At 57.5% G+C, this 18,792-nt stretch carries 19 protein-coding genes; 14 read left to right on the forward strand and 5 right to left on the reverse strand.

Annotated elements, in window-relative coordinates:
• Window position 1: 1 nt before the first annotated feature.
• Complete coding sequence (locus OYT1_RS03665) at window positions 2–1,501, reverse strand: metallophosphoesterase (RefSeq protein ID WP_062626804.1); 1,500 nt, start codon at window positions 1,499–1,501, stop codon at window positions 2–4.
• Window positions 1,502–1,748: 247 nt separating this feature from the next.
• Window positions 1,749–2,804 carry a tRNA 2-selenouridine(34) synthase MnmH gene (mnmH, locus tag OYT1_RS03670; RefSeq protein WP_062626805.1) on the reverse strand — a complete coding sequence of 352 codons (1,056 nt, stop codon included), beginning with the start codon at window positions 2,802–2,804 and terminating at the stop codon, window positions 1,749–1,751.
• 8 nt (window positions 2,805–2,812) lie between these two features.
• On the opposite strand from mnmH, the gene selD reads away from it, so the two are divergent.
• The gene (gene selD, locus OYT1_RS03675; protein WP_062626806.1) at window positions 2,813–3,859 is read left to right on the forward strand and encodes a selenide, water dikinase SelD; all 1,047 of its coding nucleotides are present in this window, start codon (window positions 2,813–2,815) and stop codon (window positions 3,857–3,859) included.
• Between the two features lie 87 nt (window positions 3,860–3,946).
• Here the strand turns inward: selD and OYT1_RS03680 are convergent, their stop codons facing one another.
• On the reverse strand, window positions 3,947–4,150 hold the full coding sequence (locus OYT1_RS03680) for a cold-shock protein (protein WP_062626807.1): 204 nt from the start codon (window positions 4,148–4,150) through the stop codon (window positions 3,947–3,949).
• 237 nt (window positions 4,151–4,387) lie between these two features.
• Between OYT1_RS03680 and clpS the strand changes: the two genes are divergently transcribed.
• The 10 genes from clpS to OYT1_RS03730 all read left to right on the forward strand — a co-directional run bounded on the left by clpS (window position 4,388) and on the right by OYT1_RS03730 (window position 14,605).
• Window positions 4,388–4,696: an ATP-dependent Clp protease adapter ClpS gene (clpS, locus tag OYT1_RS03685; RefSeq protein WP_062626808.1), complete on the forward strand. Its 309-nt coding sequence runs from the start codon at window positions 4,388–4,390 to the stop codon at window positions 4,694–4,696.
• Between the two features lies 1 nt (window position 4,697).
• Entirely contained in the window at window positions 4,698–6,959 is a 2,262-nt protein-coding gene (gene clpA / locus OYT1_RS03690) for an ATP-dependent Clp protease ATP-binding subunit ClpA (RefSeq protein ID WP_062626809.1), read from the forward strand.
• Window positions 6,960–6,977: 18 nt separating this feature from the next.
• A complete protein-coding gene (locus OYT1_RS13545) occupies window positions 6,978–7,514 on the forward strand; it encodes a hypothetical protein (RefSeq protein ID WP_145983664.1) in 537 nt (178 codons plus the stop codon).
• Window positions 7,515–7,558: 44 nt separating this feature from the next.
• Window positions 7,559–8,644, forward strand: coding sequence for a tRNA glutamyl-Q(34) synthetase GluQRS (gene gluQRS, locus OYT1_RS03700; RefSeq protein ID WP_062626811.1), 1,086 nt, complete (start codon window positions 7,559–7,561; stop codon window positions 8,642–8,644).
• Between the two features lie 72 nt (window positions 8,645–8,716).
• Window positions 8,717–9,823, forward strand: a complete 1,107-nt coding sequence (gene tgt / locus OYT1_RS03705) for a tRNA guanosine(34) transglycosylase Tgt (protein WP_062626812.1) — start codon at window positions 8,717–8,719, stop codon at window positions 9,821–9,823.
• Between the two features lie 72 nt (window positions 9,824–9,895).
• On the forward strand, window positions 9,896–10,222 hold the full coding sequence (gene yajC / locus OYT1_RS03710; protein ID WP_062627021.1) for a preprotein translocase subunit YajC: 327 nt from the start codon (window positions 9,896–9,898) through the stop codon (window positions 10,220–10,222).
• An 11-nt stretch (window positions 10,223–10,233) separates the two neighbouring features.
• A complete protein-coding gene (gene secD / locus OYT1_RS03715; protein ID WP_062626813.1) occupies window positions 10,234–12,045 on the forward strand; it encodes a protein translocase subunit SecD in 1,812 nt (603 codons plus the stop codon).
• A 9-nt stretch (window positions 12,046–12,054) separates the two neighbouring features.
• A complete protein-coding gene (gene secF, locus OYT1_RS03720; protein ID WP_062626814.1) occupies window positions 12,055–12,987 on the forward strand; it encodes a protein translocase subunit SecF in 933 nt (310 codons plus the stop codon).
• A 12-nt stretch (window positions 12,988–12,999) separates the two neighbouring features.
• A complete protein-coding gene (locus OYT1_RS03725) occupies window positions 13,000–13,629 on the forward strand; it encodes a DedA family protein (protein ID WP_062626815.1) in 630 nt (209 codons plus the stop codon).
• Window positions 13,630–13,639: 10 nt separating this feature from the next.
• Window positions 13,640–14,605 (forward strand): diguanylate cyclase, encoded by a 966-nt coding sequence (locus tag OYT1_RS03730; protein ID WP_062626816.1) that lies wholly within the window; start codon window positions 13,640–13,642, stop codon window positions 14,603–14,605.
• A gap of 26 nt (window positions 14,606–14,631) precedes the next feature.
• Here OYT1_RS03730 and OYT1_RS03735 read toward each other — a convergent pair whose 3' ends face one another.
• Together OYT1_RS03735 and queD are read right to left on the reverse strand one after the other, a co-directional pair.
• Window positions 14,632–15,585 carry a GGDEF domain-containing protein gene (locus OYT1_RS03735; RefSeq protein ID WP_062626817.1) on the reverse strand — a complete coding sequence of 318 codons (954 nt, stop codon included), beginning with the start codon at window positions 15,583–15,585 and terminating at the stop codon, window positions 14,632–14,634.
• Between the two features lie 13 nt (window positions 15,586–15,598).
• Entirely contained in the window at window positions 15,599–16,045 is a 447-nt protein-coding gene (gene queD, locus OYT1_RS03740) for a 6-carboxytetrahydropterin synthase QueD (protein WP_062626818.1), read from the reverse strand.
• Between the two features lie 125 nt (window positions 16,046–16,170).
• Between queD and OYT1_RS03745 the strand changes: the two genes are divergently transcribed.
• Genes OYT1_RS03745 through trpA form a run of 3 tightly spaced genes read left to right on the forward strand, consistent with a single transcriptional unit; the run spans window position 16,171 to window position 18,777 of the window.
• Window positions 16,171–16,791, forward strand: a complete 621-nt coding sequence (locus OYT1_RS03745; RefSeq protein ID WP_062627022.1) for a phosphoribosylanthranilate isomerase — start codon at window positions 16,171–16,173, stop codon at window positions 16,789–16,791.
• Window positions 16,739–17,980: a tryptophan synthase subunit beta gene (trpB, locus tag OYT1_RS03750; protein WP_062626819.1), complete on the forward strand. Its 1,242-nt coding sequence runs from the start codon at window positions 16,739–16,741 to the stop codon at window positions 17,978–17,980. Before OYT1_RS03745 ends, trpB begins: the two co-directional genes overlap by 53 nt.
• A complete protein-coding gene (gene trpA, locus OYT1_RS03755) occupies window positions 17,977–18,777 on the forward strand; it encodes a tryptophan synthase subunit alpha (RefSeq protein ID WP_062626820.1) in 801 nt (266 codons plus the stop codon). The genes trpB and trpA overlap by 4 nt, the downstream gene beginning before the upstream one ends.
• Window positions 18,778–18,792: the final 15 nt, after the last annotated feature.

The following is an 18,792-nucleotide window of genomic DNA, read 5'->3' on the forward strand; positions in this document are numbered from 1 at the left end:
CTTATGGCCTCACAAACTGTTTTTGCACGGTTGGCGCTTGAGTGCCATCGCCGATCACTTGGTTGAGTCGCCCGACTGTCTTGCCGCTCTCCAGACTGATGGAGACGGAGGAGGTGCGATCCAGCAGCAAAGGCTGGCCGTTAATCTTGGCCGCATCTATGGCGGACAGGTGGCCATTCACCAGTACGTCATACACGGGCTGGAACTTTTGCTCGTTCGCCAGCATGTCGTTGGTGAACTGCATCAAGCGTATCCACGTGCCACTGTTGAAGTAATAGCGCCCTGCGCCCATGTCGATGGCGCGTGCCAGGTGGGTGTGGCCGGTGATAACGAAATCGATGTTCGCGCCCAGCTTGGCGGTGACCTCTTGGTAGGTTGCATCCTTGTCGTCGATGGCGAAGGTTTGGTCTCCTTGCAGCCAGTCTTGCAGGGCGCGCCGCAATGCTTCCACGCGGCTGACACCGGTCAGCCAGCCGGTGAGTCTATCCCAGACGAACTGTCCTAAGCCCAGCGGTGCATCACTCATCAGCGGCTGAGATTGTAACGAGGATGTGCGGGATTTTTCTAGAGCTCGCAGCATGTCATCACCGCTCTGGCCAGAAGCACCGCTCGTCGTTTTCATGCTCTCCAGCACGTTGGGGCCGAGCAGAGATTCCAGTGTAGGCGGCCGGTTGTTGGCTGTGGCGGGAGTGTGTAGCGAGTCGGCTGACAGGCGTTTGTCTGCCTGATAGTCGCCGACGACTTTTGCACCAAGAATCGGCGGAAGTTTGCTGATCTTGCTGAGTTGCGTAGGATCTAGCGCGAGCAGGGTGCCGATCGCAGCCGAGGTTTCTGGCTTTAACAGATCGATCCAAGCGTACTTCTTCTTAACCTCGTTCATCACCTCTTTGACCATGCGTGTGCCAGCATTGGGCGTCCACTCATCCCGGTTCAGTGTCAGACCAGCATTGAGGCGTCGAGCAACTCGTGACAGGTCTTCGTAGCGATTGAAGTTCCAAGCATCGACCTCGTTGCCGTGGGTGCAGAAGATGCGCGCCTTGCCGACTTTGCAGCCGTAGCCCGCACCTGCGGCGGAGAATTCGATGTGGGCTTTCGCGGCGTTGTTGCCGCCACTCAACCGTTCGGCGATCAGTCGCTGAATGTTGGGAAAGGCGATCTCGATGTCGTGGTTGCCGATGATCAGCACCAGCGTGCGTTTGTCGGTATGGACGAAATCCGCCAGTGCTTTCCAGATCGAGGCGAATGCAGGATCGTCCATGATGCGCTTGAGCGTGGTTTCGGCTTCATCGACTGCGACATATCCAGAGATGTCCTCGGCCAGTGTGTCGATCACATCGCCATTGAGAACCAGTGCGACGCGTTCGGTGGGGCGTTGCTTGGCTACCCAGCGGATGAAGTTCGCTAAGCGCTGAGTTTTGCGCAGGATCTGAAAACCAAGTTTGCCACCCATGTGGATGTCGGAAATGACGTGAATCTCTGCAAACTCAGGCAAACCATCCATGACTCCCCCTTGGCTCGAATAAGGAAAAATAGCTACAGGCAATGCTCCCGACTGTGCGGGAATCGTTTGCGCCAGCTCCTATTCTGGGGAATCTGCCGTGAGCCTCGTACCGTACTTGCGGCGCGATGTGCTGAGGGCGGATTTGCAATGGGTGGGGATTCTAGGTAGTCGGTGAGCGTGAGTCAATCAGAAAGGCGTGACGCTGTCGGCACATCTAGTAGCGCTGATTCGGGCGGGCGTGTCGTCCTCAGTTGCCGCTGAGAGCATGGAGCCTTGCTGCATGGGCTTGTAGGCTCGCAGGATTGAGTGCATCGATGTGCAGTGATGGCGCGTGTACGAGTTTAGGAAAGTTGCTGTGTGTTGAGCGTTGGTAAGCCGGGTCATAGTGGCAGCTCAGCAGTGCTTCGACCAGTGTGGTCCAGTCGCCCGTCGTCGCCAGTGATTGCCAATGCTGGATGGTCTGTTTGCCGTGGAGCTCGGTGAGTCGAGCCAGACTTTCAAAAAGCGGTGTCGGTTCTCGGAGAAAGTGGGCGTAGTCTTCAAGCAGAAATTCGATACGGGCGGCGATAGGAACTTCGAGCTGCAAACAATCGGAGGCGCGGATGGATTCGAGTAGTTGGTCTGGAAGATGGAGCAGGCCGATCTTTCGGCTTTCGGCTTCGACGAAGATGGGCAAAGTCGCATCGTAGTGCTGGAATGCTTGCCAGATTCGGCTCTCGAACATTTTTTGCGCGGGCTGCGGTATGCCAGGCAGGTCACCGAGTAGGGAGCCGCGATGTTGCGCTAATCCTTCCAGATCGAGCACCTGTGCGCCATGCTCCGTCAGCGCTTGAAGCAAACGACTTTTGCCGGAGCCGGTGGGGCCGCATACCACGCGAAAATGGTGGCGACTCGGCAGGGTCGCTAGGTCGGCGACGACTTGGCGACGGTAGGTCTTGTAGCCCCCTTGCAGCTGGCCGGTATGCCAGCCGACTTGCGCCAGTATGTGTGCCATCGCACCGCTGCGTTGCCCGCCGCGCCAGCAATACACCAGCGGATGCCAATGCTTGGGTTTGTCGATGAACAGTGTTTCGAGATGATGGGCGATGTTGCGCGCGATTAGTGCAGCTCCTTGGCGTTGGGCCTCGAAGGGCGACACTTGTTTGTACAGCGTACCGATGCGGGCGCGCTCGTCGTTGTTCAGTACAGGTGCGCTGATCGCTCCAGCGATATGATCTTCGGCGTATTCCGCAGGAGAGCGCACGTCGATGATGTCGTCGTATTCAGCAAGCTGTGCTAGGGTTGCGGCTTCGATTTTTCTCATCTGCTGAAATGGCTGAAACAATACGTTTGACCGAATACTCTCACGGCGGTGGCTGCGGCTGCAAGATAGCACCTGCGGTGCTTTCGCAAATGCTGGCCTCAATTCCAGCCTTGCCCAGCTATCCCAATCTGATGGTCGGTACGGAAAGCAGCGACGATGCTGCCGTGTATCGCCTTAACGACGAGCAGGCGGTGGTCGTTACTACGGATTTCTTCATGCCTATCGTGGACGATGCGCGCGACTTCGGTCGCATCGCCGCCACCAATGCCTTGTCCGACATCTATGCCATGGGCGCGACGCCTATTCTGGCGCTGGCCGTGGTTGGTATGCCCATCAACAAGCTGCCACTGGAAACGATACGTGACATTTTGGCGGGTGGTGCAGAGGTGTGCGCGGCGGCGGGTATTCCCATTGCGGGCGGTCATTCCATCGACGCGCCGGAGCCGATCTACGGCTTGGTCGGTGTGGGTGTAGGCCATCCGGATAAGATCAAGCGCAATGATCGCGCCCAAGCGGGTGACGTGCTTATCCTCGGCAAGCCGCTGGGCGTGGGTATATTGAGTGCTGCGCTGAAGAAAGGTGAGCTTTCCATCGAGGGTTATCGCCAGATGGTGGATACGGCGACGCAACTCAATACGGTTGGCGCTGCGCTCGGCAAGCGGTCGGACGTTCACGCCATGACCGATGTCACCGGTTTCGCGCTGTTGGGGCATCTGCTGGAGATCTGTCGAGGCTCGAAGCTGGGAGCGGAGATCACTTACGCCAGTCTGCCTATACTTTCCGTAGCGCATTTATTGGCCGAGCAGGGCTATGCCACCGGCGCGGCTGACCGCAACTGGGCGAGCTACGGTGATGAGGTCACGTTGGCGGAGGATTTTTCGGACTGGCAGCGCAAGCTATTGTGCGATCCGCAAACTAGCGGTGGCCTGCTGGTCGCATGCGCTCCTGAAGCCGCCGAAGCTATCCTTGCTGAATTCCATGCGGCGAATTTTACTGAAGCGCGAGTGATCGGCAGAATGAGCGCGGGTGAAGCTCGTGTGGTCGTAGTGAAGTAAGCAGAACGGGCTGTGTGTGGCGAATACATTCGGCGCACAAACAAAAAACCCGCCTTGCGGCGGGTTTTTTACATTCAAGTGCGCTGATTAGGCGGCTTGGATGTTGGAAGCTTGCTTGCCCTTGTTGCCTTGGACAACTTCGAAGGAAACCTTCTGGCCTTCCTTCAAGCTCTTGAAGCCGCTCATGTTGATCGCGGAGAAGTGCGCGAACAGGTCTTCGCTACCATCATCAGGAGTAATGAAGCCGAAGCCCTTTGCGTCGTTGAACCACTTTACGGTACCAGTTGCCATGTGTATTTTCCTTACTTACAAAAAACCGGGGACATCCCCCGTCAAACTGTTTGAAACGAAGACCGCACACGGCAAAACCAGTACTGCGCTACTTTGATTCAAACACCAGCGCGCTTTGTACCCTCGAATACCTAGCATAGTCAAGCGGAATTATGTTTTTTTTGAATACGCTTGAAAAACTGTCGCTAATCGTCAACCATAACGCTCAAGAACTCAGGTAAAACGATACTGGCAACTATGGCTACCAAGCAGGGAAACACCACATTACTGGATCGCGAAAAAGAAGCGCTCAAGCCGCCGAAGAAGTACAAGGTGCTGCTGCTGAACGATGACTTTACGACGATGGATTTTGTGATCGAAGTGTTGCAGAAATTTTTTGCTATGGAGTTGGAACGCGCTATGCAGACCATGCTCAAAGTGCATAACGAAGGCAAGGCGGTGTGTGGGGTCTATACCCGCGACATCGCCGAAACCAAGGTTGTTTTGGTGTCTGATTTTGCTAAGCAGCACGGACACCCCCTACGATGCGAGATGGAGGAACATTGAAATGATCGCCCAAGAACTGGAAGTCAGTTTGCATCTGGCATTTGTCGAGGCGCGGCAGAAGCGCCATGAATTCATCACCGTCGAGCATCTACTGTTGGCAATGCTCGACAATCCTTCGGCGGCACAAGTGCTACGCGCTTGCGGTGCGGACATCAGTGAGCTGCGCACAGCGGTGCTGGAGTTCATTGATAACAACACCAGCATCGCGTCGGGTAGCGGCGAAGTCGATACCCAGCCGACCGTAGGTTTTCAGCGTGTCATCCAGCGAGCGATCTTGCATGTGCAGTCGGCCAGTAAGAAGGAAGTCACTGGCGCGAACATCCTCGTCGCGCTGTTCGGCGAAAAAGAGTCGCACGCGGTGTATTTCCTGGCTCAACGCAACATCTCGCGTTTGGATGTAGTGAACTATCTGTCGCATGGTGTCGCTAAAGTCGAATCAGTCACCACACAAAAGGCAGCTCCGCAGGAGGGCGCGACCGAAAGCAAGCCAGAGGAAGGCAACGAAGGCGTACTCAAGGATTACACACTTGATCTCAATGCCCATGCGCTAGCAGGCAAGATCGACCCGCTGATCGGGCGCGATCTAGAATTGGAGCGCGTGATCCAGACGCTGTGCCGTCGCCGCAAGAACAATCCTTTGCTGGTTGGTGAGGCCGGTGTGGGCAAGACCGCCATCGCTGAGGGCTTGGCTCGTCGCATCGTCGAGGGCGACGTGCCCGAGATTCTGAAGGATGCGCGTGTCTATTCGCTGGATATGGGCGCCTTGCTGGCGGGTACTAAGTATCGCGGGGACTTCGAGCAGCGCCTCAAAGCGGTGCTGAAAGAGCTGAAAGACGCGCCGAATGCGGTGCTGTTCATCGACGAGATCCACACCTTGATCGGCGCAGGCTCGGCGTCTGGCGGTACCATGGATGCATCCAATCTGCTCAAACCCGCGCTCTCCAGCGGTGCGCTCAAGTGCATCGGCGCGACCACCTATCAGGAATATCGCGGCATCTTCGAGAAGGATCACGCGCTGTCACGCCGCTTCCAGAAGGTGGACGTGCCCGAGCCATCGGTGGAGCAGACCATCGAGATCCTCAAGGGCTTGAAGACGCGCTTCGAGGAGCATCACAGCATCAAGTTCAGCGCCGCCGCCATCACCAGCGCCGCCGAACTTTCCGCTCGCTTCATCAACGACCGCCATTTGCCGGACAAGGCGATTGACGTGCTGGACGAAGCCGGTGCAGCGCAACGCATTTTGCCCAAGTCCAAACAGAAGAAGGTCGTGGGCAAGCACGAGATCGAAGAGATCATCGCCAAGATCGCCCGCATCCCCGCGCGCACCGTGTCGCACGATGACCGCAACGCGCTGAAGAACCTCGACCGTGATCTGAAAGCTACTGTGTTCGGTCAGGACAAAGCCATCGACGTGCTGGCGCGCGCCATCAAAATGTCGCGCAGTGGCTTGGGCAATCCGCAGAAGCCTATCGGCAGCTTTTTGTTTTCCGGCCCCACCGGCGTGGGCAAGACTGAAGTCGCGCGCCAACTGGCGTATTCGATGGGCATGCCCTTGCACCGCTTTGATATGTCTGAATACATGGAGCGCCATGCCGTCAGCCGCTTGATCGGCGCGCCGCCCGGCTACGTCGGTTTTGACCAAGGTGGCTTGCTTACCGAGGCGATCAGCAAACAGCCGCATTCTGTGCTGCTGCTGGACGAGATCGAGAAGGCGCACCCAGACATCTTCAACATCCTGTTGCAGGTGATGGATCATGGCACGCTCACTGACAACAACGGACGGAAGGCCGACTTCCGCAACGTGGTCATCATCATGACCACCAATGCCGGTGCGGAAGCGCTGAACAAGACCCAGATCGGCTTCACCAAAGTCGCCGCAGCGGGCGACGAGCTGGTGGACATCAAGCGTATGTTCACGCCCGAATTCCGCAACCGTCTGGATGCCATCGTCTCCTTCGCCTCGCTCGACAAAGAAGTCATCCTGCGCGTGGTGGACAAGTTCCTGATGCAACTCGAAGAACAACTCCATGAGAAGAAAGTGGACGTGATGTTCACCGACGCGCTCAAGGATTATCTGGCTGACCACGGCTTCGACCCGCTGATGGGTGCACGTCCGATGGCGCGCCTGATTCAGGATGCTATCCGCTCCGCATTGGCCGACGAACTGTTGTTCGGCAAGCTGGCGAACGGCGGTAAAGTCACCGTCGATGTGAAGGACGGCAAGGTGGGGCTGGAGTTTGAGGAAGATGCGGTAGTGGTCTGAGTGAAAACTGGAGGGCTCATGTTTCGCTCGGTTTTACCATTAGCTCTGGTTGCAGTGAGCCATATCGTTCGTGCAGAGCCGGTAGTTGCACCAACATGCGAACAGTCTGTTGAGCGTCCCGTTTCATTTGTTTCTCCATCTTCGCGAGATAAAGTGACGGTAGCGATAGGTTCTGGTCCTTGTTATTCGGCTCGATTGGAAATTACGTTAACGTCCGAGCAAGGAAAGGTGCTTTACGCTTATTCGGCCCCATTCAAACATCACATTGCAGAACAGTGGGACTCTTTAGATTTGCCTAGAAGTGCAAGTGAATTTGTACTTTATACGGCAGAGCATGGGATAGTTGGGGGATTGGATATTCCAAATCCTCTTCCTCGGGGGCGAGCTACAGAGAGCAATCCGTTTGAGTTGCAGATACCAATAGCTGAATTCAAGCGGCTGATCAAGGCAGGGCAGCCAGTATTTCGTCATGCCACCTATTACGAGGGTGGGCGGTATGTCATGTTTGATTTCAAGTCAAAAAAGGCAATCGTGGCAATCGTCTGGGGCTACTGAAATTTCGGTGGGTTACGCTTCGCTAACCCGCCCTACAAAACCGAATGACTCATTCCTCTAACTATCGTGGCCGTTTTGCCCCTTCCCCCACCGGGCTGTTGCACTTTGGTTCGCTGGTCGCGGCGGTGGGGAGTTTTCTTGACGCTAAACATCATCACGGCATTTGGCTGGTGCGTATGGAAGACTTAGATACGCCGCGTTGCGTCTTGGGTGTGGCGGACGACATTTTGCGTACGTTGGAGGTATTTGGGCTGAACAGCGACGAGCCGGTGATCTACCAGAGCCAGCGCACGGCGGCTTATGAGGACGCGATGGCGAAGTTGCAGAGTCGTGGCGTGGTGTATCCATGTGGCTGCACTCGTAGGGAGATCGCAGACTCGGCGGTGCAGGGCATCGAGGGTTATGTGTATCCGGGGACGTGCCGGAGCGGGATGCGCCCTCACCCTAACCCTGATGTAACTACTAGCCATTCGACTACGCCCGCACACCCGCAAGGGGCGGGCCGTGGTTGTAAAGCCGATGAGTCAGCAACAACCACGCATAGCGGGCAAGTCGCTGGTTATCTCCCGATGGGAGAGGGGGCTTCAGCGATACGCATACCCGCGTGGCGGGTACGTACGGATAGGTTCCCCTCGCCCCAGCGGGGAGAGGGGCTAGGGGAGAGGGGGGGTAGTTTCGACGACGCCCTGCAAGGTCTCATCTCCCAAAATCTCGAACGCGACCTCGGCGACTTTGTGGTGAAGCGGGCTGATGGCTTGTTCGCCTACCAGTTGGCGGTGGTGGTGGATGATGCGGCGCAGGGCATCACGCATGTGGTGCGCGGCAGCGATCTGCTGGTTTCCACGCCGCGCCAGATCTGGTTGCAGTGGCTGCTGGGGTTGACCACCCCAGCCTACATGCACTTGCCGGTGGCGGTGAATGCGGCGGGGGAGAAGTTGAGCAAGCAGACGCTGGCGGCGCCGGTGGATATGGCGCATCCGGCGGAGACGCTGTGGCGAGTGCTGGCGTTTTTGCGGCAAGAGCCTCCAACCGAATTGGCGGGTGATCTGCCGAATCTGCTGAGCTGGGCGGTGCAGAACTGGCAACCGGAAAGATTGCGCGGCCTCAAGGCGATGCCCGCTCTGGCATAATCGCGCCTTCGTTAAACATCCGTCATTCCGGCGTTTGCCGGAGTGACGGAAATCAGCACTGGTCATTTATCCATGGAATTCAAACTACACACTACTTCCGACGCGGCGCGGCGCGGTACGTTGACTTTGGCGCACGGCAAGCTGGAAACCCCAGCCTTCATGCCGGTCGGCACGTATGGCACGGTCAAGGCGATGTCGCCGGTCGAGCTGAAAGATATCGGTGCGCAGATCGTGCTGGGCAACACTTTTCACCTGTGGCTGCGCCCCGGCCTGCACGTCATCGAACAGTTCGGTGGGCTGCACAAGTTTATGGGCTGGGATGGCCCCATTCTCACCGACTCGGGCGGTTTTCAGGTGTTCAGCCTCGGCGACTTGCGCAAGATCACCGGCGGTGGCGTGGAGTTTCGTTCGCCGATCAATGGCGACAAGTGCTTTTTGTCGCCGGAAGAATCCATGCGTATCCAGAAGGTGCTCAACTCCGACATCGTGATGATCTTCGACGAATGCACGCCGTACCCGGCGGATGAGCAGGTGGCGGGCGTATCGATGCGCCTCAGCTTAGGCTGGGCGGAGCGCAGCAAAAAGGCGCACGAGGGCAATCCCAATGCACTGTTCGGCATCGTGCAGGGCGGGATGCATGAGCATCTGCGCGACGAATCGCTGGCTGGGCTGACCAACATCGGCTTCGACGGCTACGCTATCGGCGGGCTGTCGGTGGGTGAGCCCAAGGGCGACATGATGCGCATCTTGCGTCACACTGCACCGCAACTGCCTGCGGATAAACCGCGTTACCTGATGGGCGTGGGCACGCCGGAAGATTTGGTGGATGCGGTGGAGCAGGGCATCGACATGTTCGACTGCGTGATGCCGACGCGCAACGCGCGCAACGGCCATCTGTTTACTCGCTTCGGCGATGTGCGCATCAAGAATGCGGTGCATAAAGCCGACACTCGTCCGCTGGACGAGCAGTGCGAATGCTATTGCTGCCGCAATTTCAGCCGCGCCTATCTGCATCACTTGCAGCGCGCTGGCGAGATCCTCGGTGCGCGGCTGAATACCATCCACAATCTGCATTATTACCAAGAGCTGATGCGCGACATCCGTGCCGCCATCGAGCGCGGCCAGTTTGCTGAGTTCGCCGCCAGCTTCCGTGTACAGCGCGGCAGCCTGAGTAAATAGTCGCAGCTTCCATGCTAGAATGCGCCCCTTTGAATTTTTACCGGAGTTTTCACCATGATTTCTTTGAGCAATCTGCTGATCAGTAACGCTTACGCCGAAGGTGCTGCACCCGCTGCGGGCGGCGGCATCATGGACTTTCTGCCCCTGATCGCACTGCTGGCCGTGTTCTATTTCCTAGTGCTGCGTCCACAACAGAAGCGCGCTAAAGATCAGAAAGCGATGCTGGAAGCGCTGAGCAAAGGTGACGAAGTGTTGACCACCGGCGGCATCATGGGCCGCGTCACCAAGATCGGTGAGACCTATACCAGTATCGAGATTGCTGAGAATGTGGTGATCCAGGTGCAGAAGGAAACCATCCAGAGCGTGTTGCCCAAGGGAACCATCCGCTCCGCCAACTAAGGATCGCCGTAATGAACCGCTACCCGCTGTGGAAATACCTGCTGATCCTGTTCGTGCTGATCGCCGGGCTGATCTACACCCTGCCCAATTTCTACGGTGAGTCGCCTGCGGTTCAAGTGCAGCCGCTGCGTAGCGGTTTGAAGGTCGATACTGCCTTGCTGGGTCGTGTGGATGCGGCGCTCAAAGCTGCCAATCTGCACGTCAATGCGCTATCGCTAGATAGCTCCAGCATCCGTGCTCGTTTTGCCGATACCGACAGCCAGCTCAAGGCCAAGGACGTGCTGGCCACTCAACTCGGTGAAGACTACGTGGTGGCGCTGAATCTGGTGTCCAGCTCGCCGAATTGGCTGGCCAGCTTGCACGCGTTGCCGATGTATCTTGGCTTGGATCTGCGCGGTGGCGTGCATTTCCTATTGCAAGTGGATATGAAAGCCGCGCTGAACAAGGCGATGGATTCCGCTGTGGCCGATCTGCGTAGCACGCTGCGTGAGCAGAACGTGCCTTACTCCGGCATCAACCGCGAGGGTAAGCAGATCGCCATCAAGTTCCGCGACAACGAAGGCCGCACTCGCGGCGAGAACGAGATCAAGCAGCACTTCAACGATCTGGCGCTGACCAGCAAGGAAGAGGGCGGCGAGTTCTTGTTGGTGGCGACACTCAAGCTGGAAGCTGAGAAGCGCATTCAGGATTCCGCCGTGCAGCAGAATCTGCTGACGCTGCGCAACCGCGTGAACGAACTGGGTGTGTCTGAGCCGGTGATCCAGCAACAGGGGGTGGATCGCGTGGTGGTGCAACTGGCAGGGGTGCAGGATACCGCCCGCGCCAAAGATATTTTGGGTCGTACCGCGACGCTGGAAGTGCGTCTAGTGGATGATGAACATCCAATCAGCGCAGGCGGCGTTGCGCCGCTCGGCACCGAAGTGTTCAAAGATCGCGAAGGTGCGTTGGTGGTGGTGAAGAAGAGCGTATTGCTGACTGGTGAGCGCATCAACGATGCCCAGCCCGGCTTCGATAATCGCAACAACGAACCCGCCGTTCACCTGAATCTGGATGCCGTAGGCGCACGCAAATTCAAAGAGGCGACCCGCGAGAACGTGGGTAAGCGCATGGCTATCATCTTGTTCGAGAAGGGGCGAGGCGAGGTCATTACCGCGCCGGTGATCCGCGAAGAGATTGGTGGTGGTCGCGTGCAGATCAGCGGCAAGATGAGTACCGAAGAGGCACAGGACACGTCGCTGCTGCTGCGTGCGGGTGCTTTGGCGGCTCCGATGGAAATCGTCGAAGAGCGCACCGTCGGCCCCAGCCTTGGCAAGGAAAACATCCAGCGTGGCTTCGACTCGACCAAATACGGTTTCATAATGATTTCGCTGTTCATGGTCGCCTACTACCTGATGTTCGGCACAATTTCGGTGCTGGCGCTAGGCGCGAATCTGCTGTTGCTGGTAGCTCTGCTGTCGATGTTGCAAGCCACGTTGACGTTGCCGGGTATGGCGGGTATTGCGCTGACGCTGGGTATGGCGATCGATGCCAACGTGCTGATCAACGAGCGTATCCGCGAGGAATTGCGCAATGGCGTGTCGCCGCAGGCGGCGATCAATGCGGGCTATGACCGTGCGTTCTCCACCATTCTCGACTCGAACATTACCACCATGATCGCCGGTATTGCGCTGTTTACCTTCGGTTCCGGCCCGATACGTGGTTTCGCCATGGTGCTGTGTCTGGGTATCCTGACTTCGATGTTCAGCGCCGTGCTGGTGTCGCGTGCGCTGGTCAATTTGATCTATGGCCGCCGTGCGCGCCTGTCCAAAGTAGCCATCGGCTGAGGAATAAGCATGGAATTCTTCCGTATCAAAAAAGACATCCCGTTCATGAGTTACGGGAAGATCACCACCAGTGTGTCGCTGGCGACCTTCCTGCTGGCCGTGTTCTTCCTGTTTACCAAGGGCTTGAACTTCGGTGTGGATTTCACAGGCGGCACCGTGATGGAGTTCCACTATGCGCAAGCAGCAGACGCGAACAAGGTACGCGAGCAGCTGGCGGGCATCGGACTGAAGGATGCACAGGTGCAGAACTTCGGCTCCAGCCATGATCTGTTGATTCAAGTGCCGCTAAAGCAAAACGTGGCAGGGGCGAAGTTGTCTGAGCATGTGCGCGATACCTTGAAGCAGCATGACGCTACTGTGGAGATGCGCCGCGTCGAGTTCGTCGGTCCGCAGGTGGGCAAGGATCTGGTCGAGAACGGTGCGATGGCGTTGTTGCTGGTCAGTTTGGGCATCGTCGGTTATCTGTGGCTGCGCTTCGAGTGGAAGTTCGGTCTGTCCGCCATCATCGCCAACCTGCATGACGTGGTCATCATTCTGGGTTTCTTCGCCTTTTTCCAGTGGGAGTTCTCGTTGTCGGTGCTGGCGGCAGTACTGGCAGTGCTGGGCTACTCGGTGAACGAATCCGTGGTGGTGTTTGATCGTATCCGCGAGAATTTCCGTTCTATGCGCAAAGCCGAAGTCCATGAGGTGATCGATAACGCTATCACTCGCACCATGTCGCGCACCATCATCACCCATGCCTGTACCCAGATGATGGTCACGGCGATGCTGTTCTTGGGTGGCGAGACGCTGCACTATTTCGCGCTGGCACTGACCATCGGTATCCTGTTCGGTATCTACTCCTCGGTGCTGGTTGCCAGCCCGCTGCTGATGATGCTGGGAGTGTCGCGCGAGGACTTCATCAAGCCTGAAAAGGTCGAAGCCGAAGAAGTGTTGCCGTAAGGCGGAGGCATCATGCTCGCGACCTTCATCGATCTCATCCTACACCTGGATGTCCATCTGCAACTGCTGACGCAGGAGTATGGCGTCTGGGTGTATGCCATCCTGTTCCTTATCATCTTCTGCGAGACCGGACTGGTGGTCGCGCCGTTCCTGCCGGGCGATTCCTTACTGTTCGTGGCGGGCGCGCTGTGCGGCACGGGCGCTTTGCAGATCGAGCTCTTAGCTCCTTTGTTGATGCTGGCCGCATTCTCTGGTGATAACACCAATTACTGGATCGGACGGTTGATTGGGAAGCGGCTGATCGCTCGTAGCAACGGTCGTTGGCTCAAGCACGAACATCTGGAAAAGACGCACGCTTTCTACGCGAAGCATGGCGGCAAGACTATCCTGTTGGCTCGTTTCCTCCCCATCGTGCGCACCTTCGCACCGTTCGTGGCCGGTATCGGCGAGATGAGCTACCGCTTTTTCCTGACGTTCAGTGCGCTGGGGAGTGTGGTCTGGATTGGTTTCTTCACGCTGTGCGGTCTGTTCTTCGGCAACATTCCGGCGGTCAAAGATAATCTGATGCTCATTATCCTCGGCATCATTGCCATTTCGTTTCTACCCGCGCTACTCGAATTCGTCAGGCAGCGCAGACGCTAAAGGTTGAGCCATGCCCAGTCACAGAAACGCTAGCCTAAAGGTTCTGGTCGTCGAGGACAGCAAGGTCGTACTCAAAGGACTGTGTAACTATCTAGAGCGCATGGGTATCGCCAACCCGCTCACCGCCGAGACGGGGCTGGCCGCACTCGAAGTCTATGAGCGTGAACGCCCCGACATCATCCTACTTGATGCCTTACTGCCAGACATCGATGGCTTCGAGATCGCCAAGCGCATCCGAGCCAAAGAACACCCTGAGGAGTGGACGGCGATCATCTTCTTGACCAGTATGAGCAAGGATGAAGACTTGGTGCATGGCATCACGGCGGGCGGTGACGATTACCTGATGAAGCCGATCAGTCAAGTGGTGCTACAAGCCAAGATCTCGGCGATGCGTCGTTTGGTTGAGATGCAGCGCAAGTTGGTCGATACCACGCATCAACTGAATGCGGCCAATAAGGAATTGCAGCGTCTATCCACCACGGATGGTCTTACAGGCATCGCCAACCGTCGCATGTTCGACGAGTTGCTGATGCGCGAATGGCGGCGCTGTCAGCGTGCCAAAAAGCCATTGGCGCTGGTGATGGTGGACGTGGATTTCTTCAAGCAATACAACGATACCTACGGTCATCAGGCGGGTGATGCCTGTCTGCAAGCGGTCGCTAAACAGATGGCTCGCTCCGCACCTCGTGCCAGTGACGTGGCGGCGCGCTATGGCGGCGAAGAGTTCGCCTTGATTTTGGGCGATACCGAGATCGACGGCGCGGTGTGGGTGGCGAACTATATCCGGCAGAACATCGCTGACCTCAAAATGGCGCACAAGCGTTCGCCATTCAATCACGTCACAGTCAGTTGCGGCGTGGCCGCTATCGTGCCTAGCGATAAAGCAACACCTAACGAACTCATCTTGTCCGCCGACCACGCCTTGTACCTAGCCAAAGAGCAGGGGCGTGATCGAGTCGCGGGTATGGGGAATTAGAGCGTCAGCGTGAGTGGGCGATTTGCCTAGTTACTGATGCAATTCCGGCCGGATAGTCGAGCGCGTTGCAAGGCAGATTCGGTCTTCTGTAGTAACTGCTCCAGCGTTTCCTCGGTGTGAACCTCGGCCAAGCCTATAGAAATGGTGACTTGCGGCAGCGCATCGCCGCTAGGTGTGACGATCACGGCGTGCTCGACCTGTTGGCGCAAACGCTCGGCGGCTTTGCTGCCTTCGGCGGTGGTGGTACGCGGCAGGAATACGGCGAACACCTTGCCATGGAAGCGCGCGGCTTGGTCGTTCGGACGCAAACAGGAAAGGATGGTCTGCGCCGCCGTGCGTAACGCCTGATCGCCGCCGAGACGGCCATGCTGCTGGTTGTAATGCTTGAACTGGTCGATGCTGATCATCATCAGCGTGGCGTAGCCCTTGTCCATCGCGCAACGGTGGATCTGGCGGCTGAACATCTGATACATCCACTGGCTGTTGTAGAGGCCAGTCAACTCATCCACATGATTCAATCCGGCGTAACCCTGACGGCTTTCGATGTCGTCATGGATGCTGCGTTCGCTGATGGGAATGCGCAACGCCAAGATGTTGAGCATGTTGCGTGCGGCTTGGTGAGAATCATTGATGAGCGACCAGATCGAGGCGTGGTCGATGGAGAGTAAATCACAATCGGTATCGGCGATCAGGTAGGAAAAGGATTTACTGTCGTCGAGGATGGACATCTCGCCTACGGTCTCTCCTGTGCCGAACAGCGCCAGCGGTTCGTCGCTCAGTCCACCCGAGTTGACTCGCAGCCGTCCTGACAGGATGACGTAGATCTTTTCGCAGGATTCGCCGGGTGAGAGCAGTGTCTGTCCGCTGGTCAGGCTGATCAGACTTGCGTCTTCGAGGTGACGATTGAGGAGCTCTTCCGGGACACCGAAAAAGAGTGGCACTTCTTCCAGTAGTTGCAGTATCACTTCGCTCAGATTCACGGTGGGCTCCAGTTCACTCGGTTCGTAAATGGTCAGCCCAGTTGTTGGGCGTCTCGTATAGCCGTACCCGCTCTAGTCGCAGATGATTCCCATAAGTATCGCGGTAGGCGCTGTTGAGCAGGTTGAAGGCGATCATGGCCAGATGTTCGGCGGTGGGCGGTACATCCAACACCACCGTTTTGTGGCCGGGCATGGTTTCCAGAAAATCGAGCACGGCGCGGTCGCCGCGATAGACTAGAAACGCGTGATCCCATACCTCCACTACAACTTCGTTAGCAATGCGCTTCACTTCCGAGAAGTCCATCACCATGCCTTGTTCGGACACGCCTTCGGTGGTGATGATGTCGCCGGAAAGGGTGATTTCCAGCGCGTAACGATGGCCGTGCAAATGACGGCACTGGCTGTTGTGGTTGGGAATGCGATGTCCAGCATCGAATTCCAGTCTTCGGGTGATCTGCATGGTGGGTCGGATAGGCTGAATTGCCGCGAATTATAGCCGAGCGGCGGTGTTGGGGGTTCTATGAATTTGGTCGTGGGCTCGAATGCACTTACAATGCAGCCCGTAACGAATTTTGTGTGTTCGAGATGACTAGAATCAAGGTGTGCGGCCTGACCCGCGTTGCAGATATTCAGTTCGTCGCCGCTAGCGGTGCAGATGCCATCGGGCTGGTGTTCTACGAAAAGAGTCCGCGCTATGTCACGATTGCGCAGGCGCAGTGCTTGCTGGCGGCGCTGCCACCGTTCGTTTCCGTGGTGGGGTTGTTCGTCAATGCGAGTGCGGAAGCTGTGCGCGCTGTGCAGCAGCAGGTTGCGCTGGATGTGTTGCAGTTCCACGGCGAGGAGTCGCCGGAGTTCTGTCGCCAGTTTGGTCGCCCTTATCTCAAGGCGATTCGGGTCAAGGCAGGGGTGGATTTGCTACAATGCGCGGCGCGTTATGCCGACGCTCAGGCGCTGTTGCTGGATGCCTATGTCGAAGGCACGCATGGTGGCACCGGCGAGTCGTTCGATTGGGCGCTCATTCCGCACAACTTGCCGCTACCGGTGATCCTCTCGGGCGGCTTGCATCCGGGCAATGTGGCAGCGGCGATAAGCGCAGTGCGGCCTTATGCGGTGGACGTATCCAGTGGTGTGGAGGCGGCAAAAGGAATCAAGGATGCGGCGAAGGTCGCGGCATTCATCAACGAGGTTAAGCACATTGAGTTATAACTATCCTGACCTAGGCGGTCACTTCGGCCAGTTCGGCGGCATCTATATGGCCGAGACGCTCATCCCAGCCGTGGAAGAGTTGAGCCAACAATACCTGCGTTTCCGTGATGATCCCGAATTCAAAGCCGAGCTGGCTTATGAGTTGAAGCATTACGTGGGTCGTCCCAGCCCCATCTACCATGCTAAACGACTGTCCGAACATTTAGGCGGCGCGCAGATCTATCTCAAGCGCGAAGACCTGAATCACACCGGTGCGCACAAGATCAACAGCGCGATGGGACAAGCTTTACTGGCTAAGCGCATGGGCAAGAAGCGCGTCATCGCGGAGACCGGCGCGGGTATGCACGGCGTAGCGACCGCGACTGTGGCGGCGCGCTTTGGCATGGAGTGCATCGTTTATATGGGCGCGGAGGACATCCAGCGTCAAGCGCCGAACGTATTCCGCATGAAGTTGCTGGGCGCGAAAGTGGTTCCCGTCGAAAGCGGCTCGCGCACCTTGAAAGACGCCTGTAACGAAGCCATCCGCGACTGGGTCACCAACGTCGAATCCACGTTCTACATTTTCGGAACGGCGGCCGGCCCACACCCATATCCCATGATGGTGCGCGATTTCCAATGCGTCATCGGCAACGAAGCCAAAGTGCAGATGCCGGAGATGATCGGTCGCCAGCCGGATGCGGTGATCGCCTGCGTTGGCGGTGGTTCCAACGCCATCGGTCTGTTCCATCCTTACATCGAAGTGCCGAACGTGCAGATCATCGGTGTGGAGGCGGGTGGTTACGGCATTGCCAGCGGAAAACACGCTGCGCCGCTCACCGCCAATGCCAAGGTCGGCGTGTTGCACGGCAACAAGGTCAACCTGATGCAGGACGAGAACGGACAGATCATCGAAACACATTCCATTTCCGCTGGTCTGGACTATCCCGGTGTCGGCCCTGAACATTGCTTGCTCAAAGATATCGGCCGTGCCCAGTATGTCGCCGCTGACGACGACGAGGCGATTGCTGCCTTTGACGCGCTGTGCCGTTACGAAGGCATCATCCCAGCGCTGGAATCCAGCCATGCCTTGGCGCACGCAATCAAGATCGCGCCGACGATGGCGAAAGACAAGGTGCTGCTGGTGAACCTATCTGGTCGCGGCGACAAGGATATGAACACCGTCGCACGTATCAAGGGGATCACGCTATGAGCCGCATCCAGACGACTTTCGCAAGACTCAAGGCCGAACAGCGCAAGGCGCTGATCCCGTTCATCACGGCGGGTGATCCGTCGCCCAAGCTGACTGTGCCACTGCTGCACGGTTTGGTTGCGGCGGGTGCGGATGTGCTGGAGTTGGGCGTGCCATTTTCTGATCCGATGGCCGACGGTCCGACCATTCAGCGCGCTTCCGAACGTGCGCTAAAACAGGGTGTCAGCCTGCGCAGTGTGCTCGACATGGTGGCCGAGTTCCGTAAGTTGGATACGACTACGCCGGTGGTGCTGATGGGCTACGGCAATCCCATCGAGGCGATGGGCTGGGAGACGTTCGCCCGTCGCTGCGCCGAAGTGGGCGTGGATGGCGCGCTGACGGTGGATTTTCCACCAGAGGAAAGCCATGCAGCATTCGAGCATCTGGAGGCGCACGGCATCGATCCGATCTTCCTGTTGGCACCGACCACCCGCGATGAGCGCATCGCCGCTGTCGCCAAACTGGCGCGCGGCTACGTGTATTATGTGTCGCTCAAAGGCGTGACCGGCGCGGGCAACCTCGACCTTTCCGCCATCGAGGAAAAAATGCCGCACTTGCGCCGTTACCTCGATCTGCCCATCGGTGTCGGTTTCGGCATCCGCGATGCGGCTACGGCTGAAGCGGTGGCTAAGCTGTGCGATGGTGTAGTGGTTGGCAGCCGCATCGTGCAGGAGATCGAAAACTCAACAGAACAAAACGTGGTCGCCAACGTAGCGGCCTTGGTGTATGAACTCAGACAGGCCCTAGATCGGGCCTGAGCTTTGCGCTTGGCG

Origin of the sequence: Ferriphaselus amnicola, assembly GCF_000974685.2 — a bacterium.
GTDB classification, from domain to species: domain Bacteria; phylum Pseudomonadota; class Gammaproteobacteria; order Burkholderiales; family Gallionellaceae; genus Ferriphaselus; species Ferriphaselus amnicola.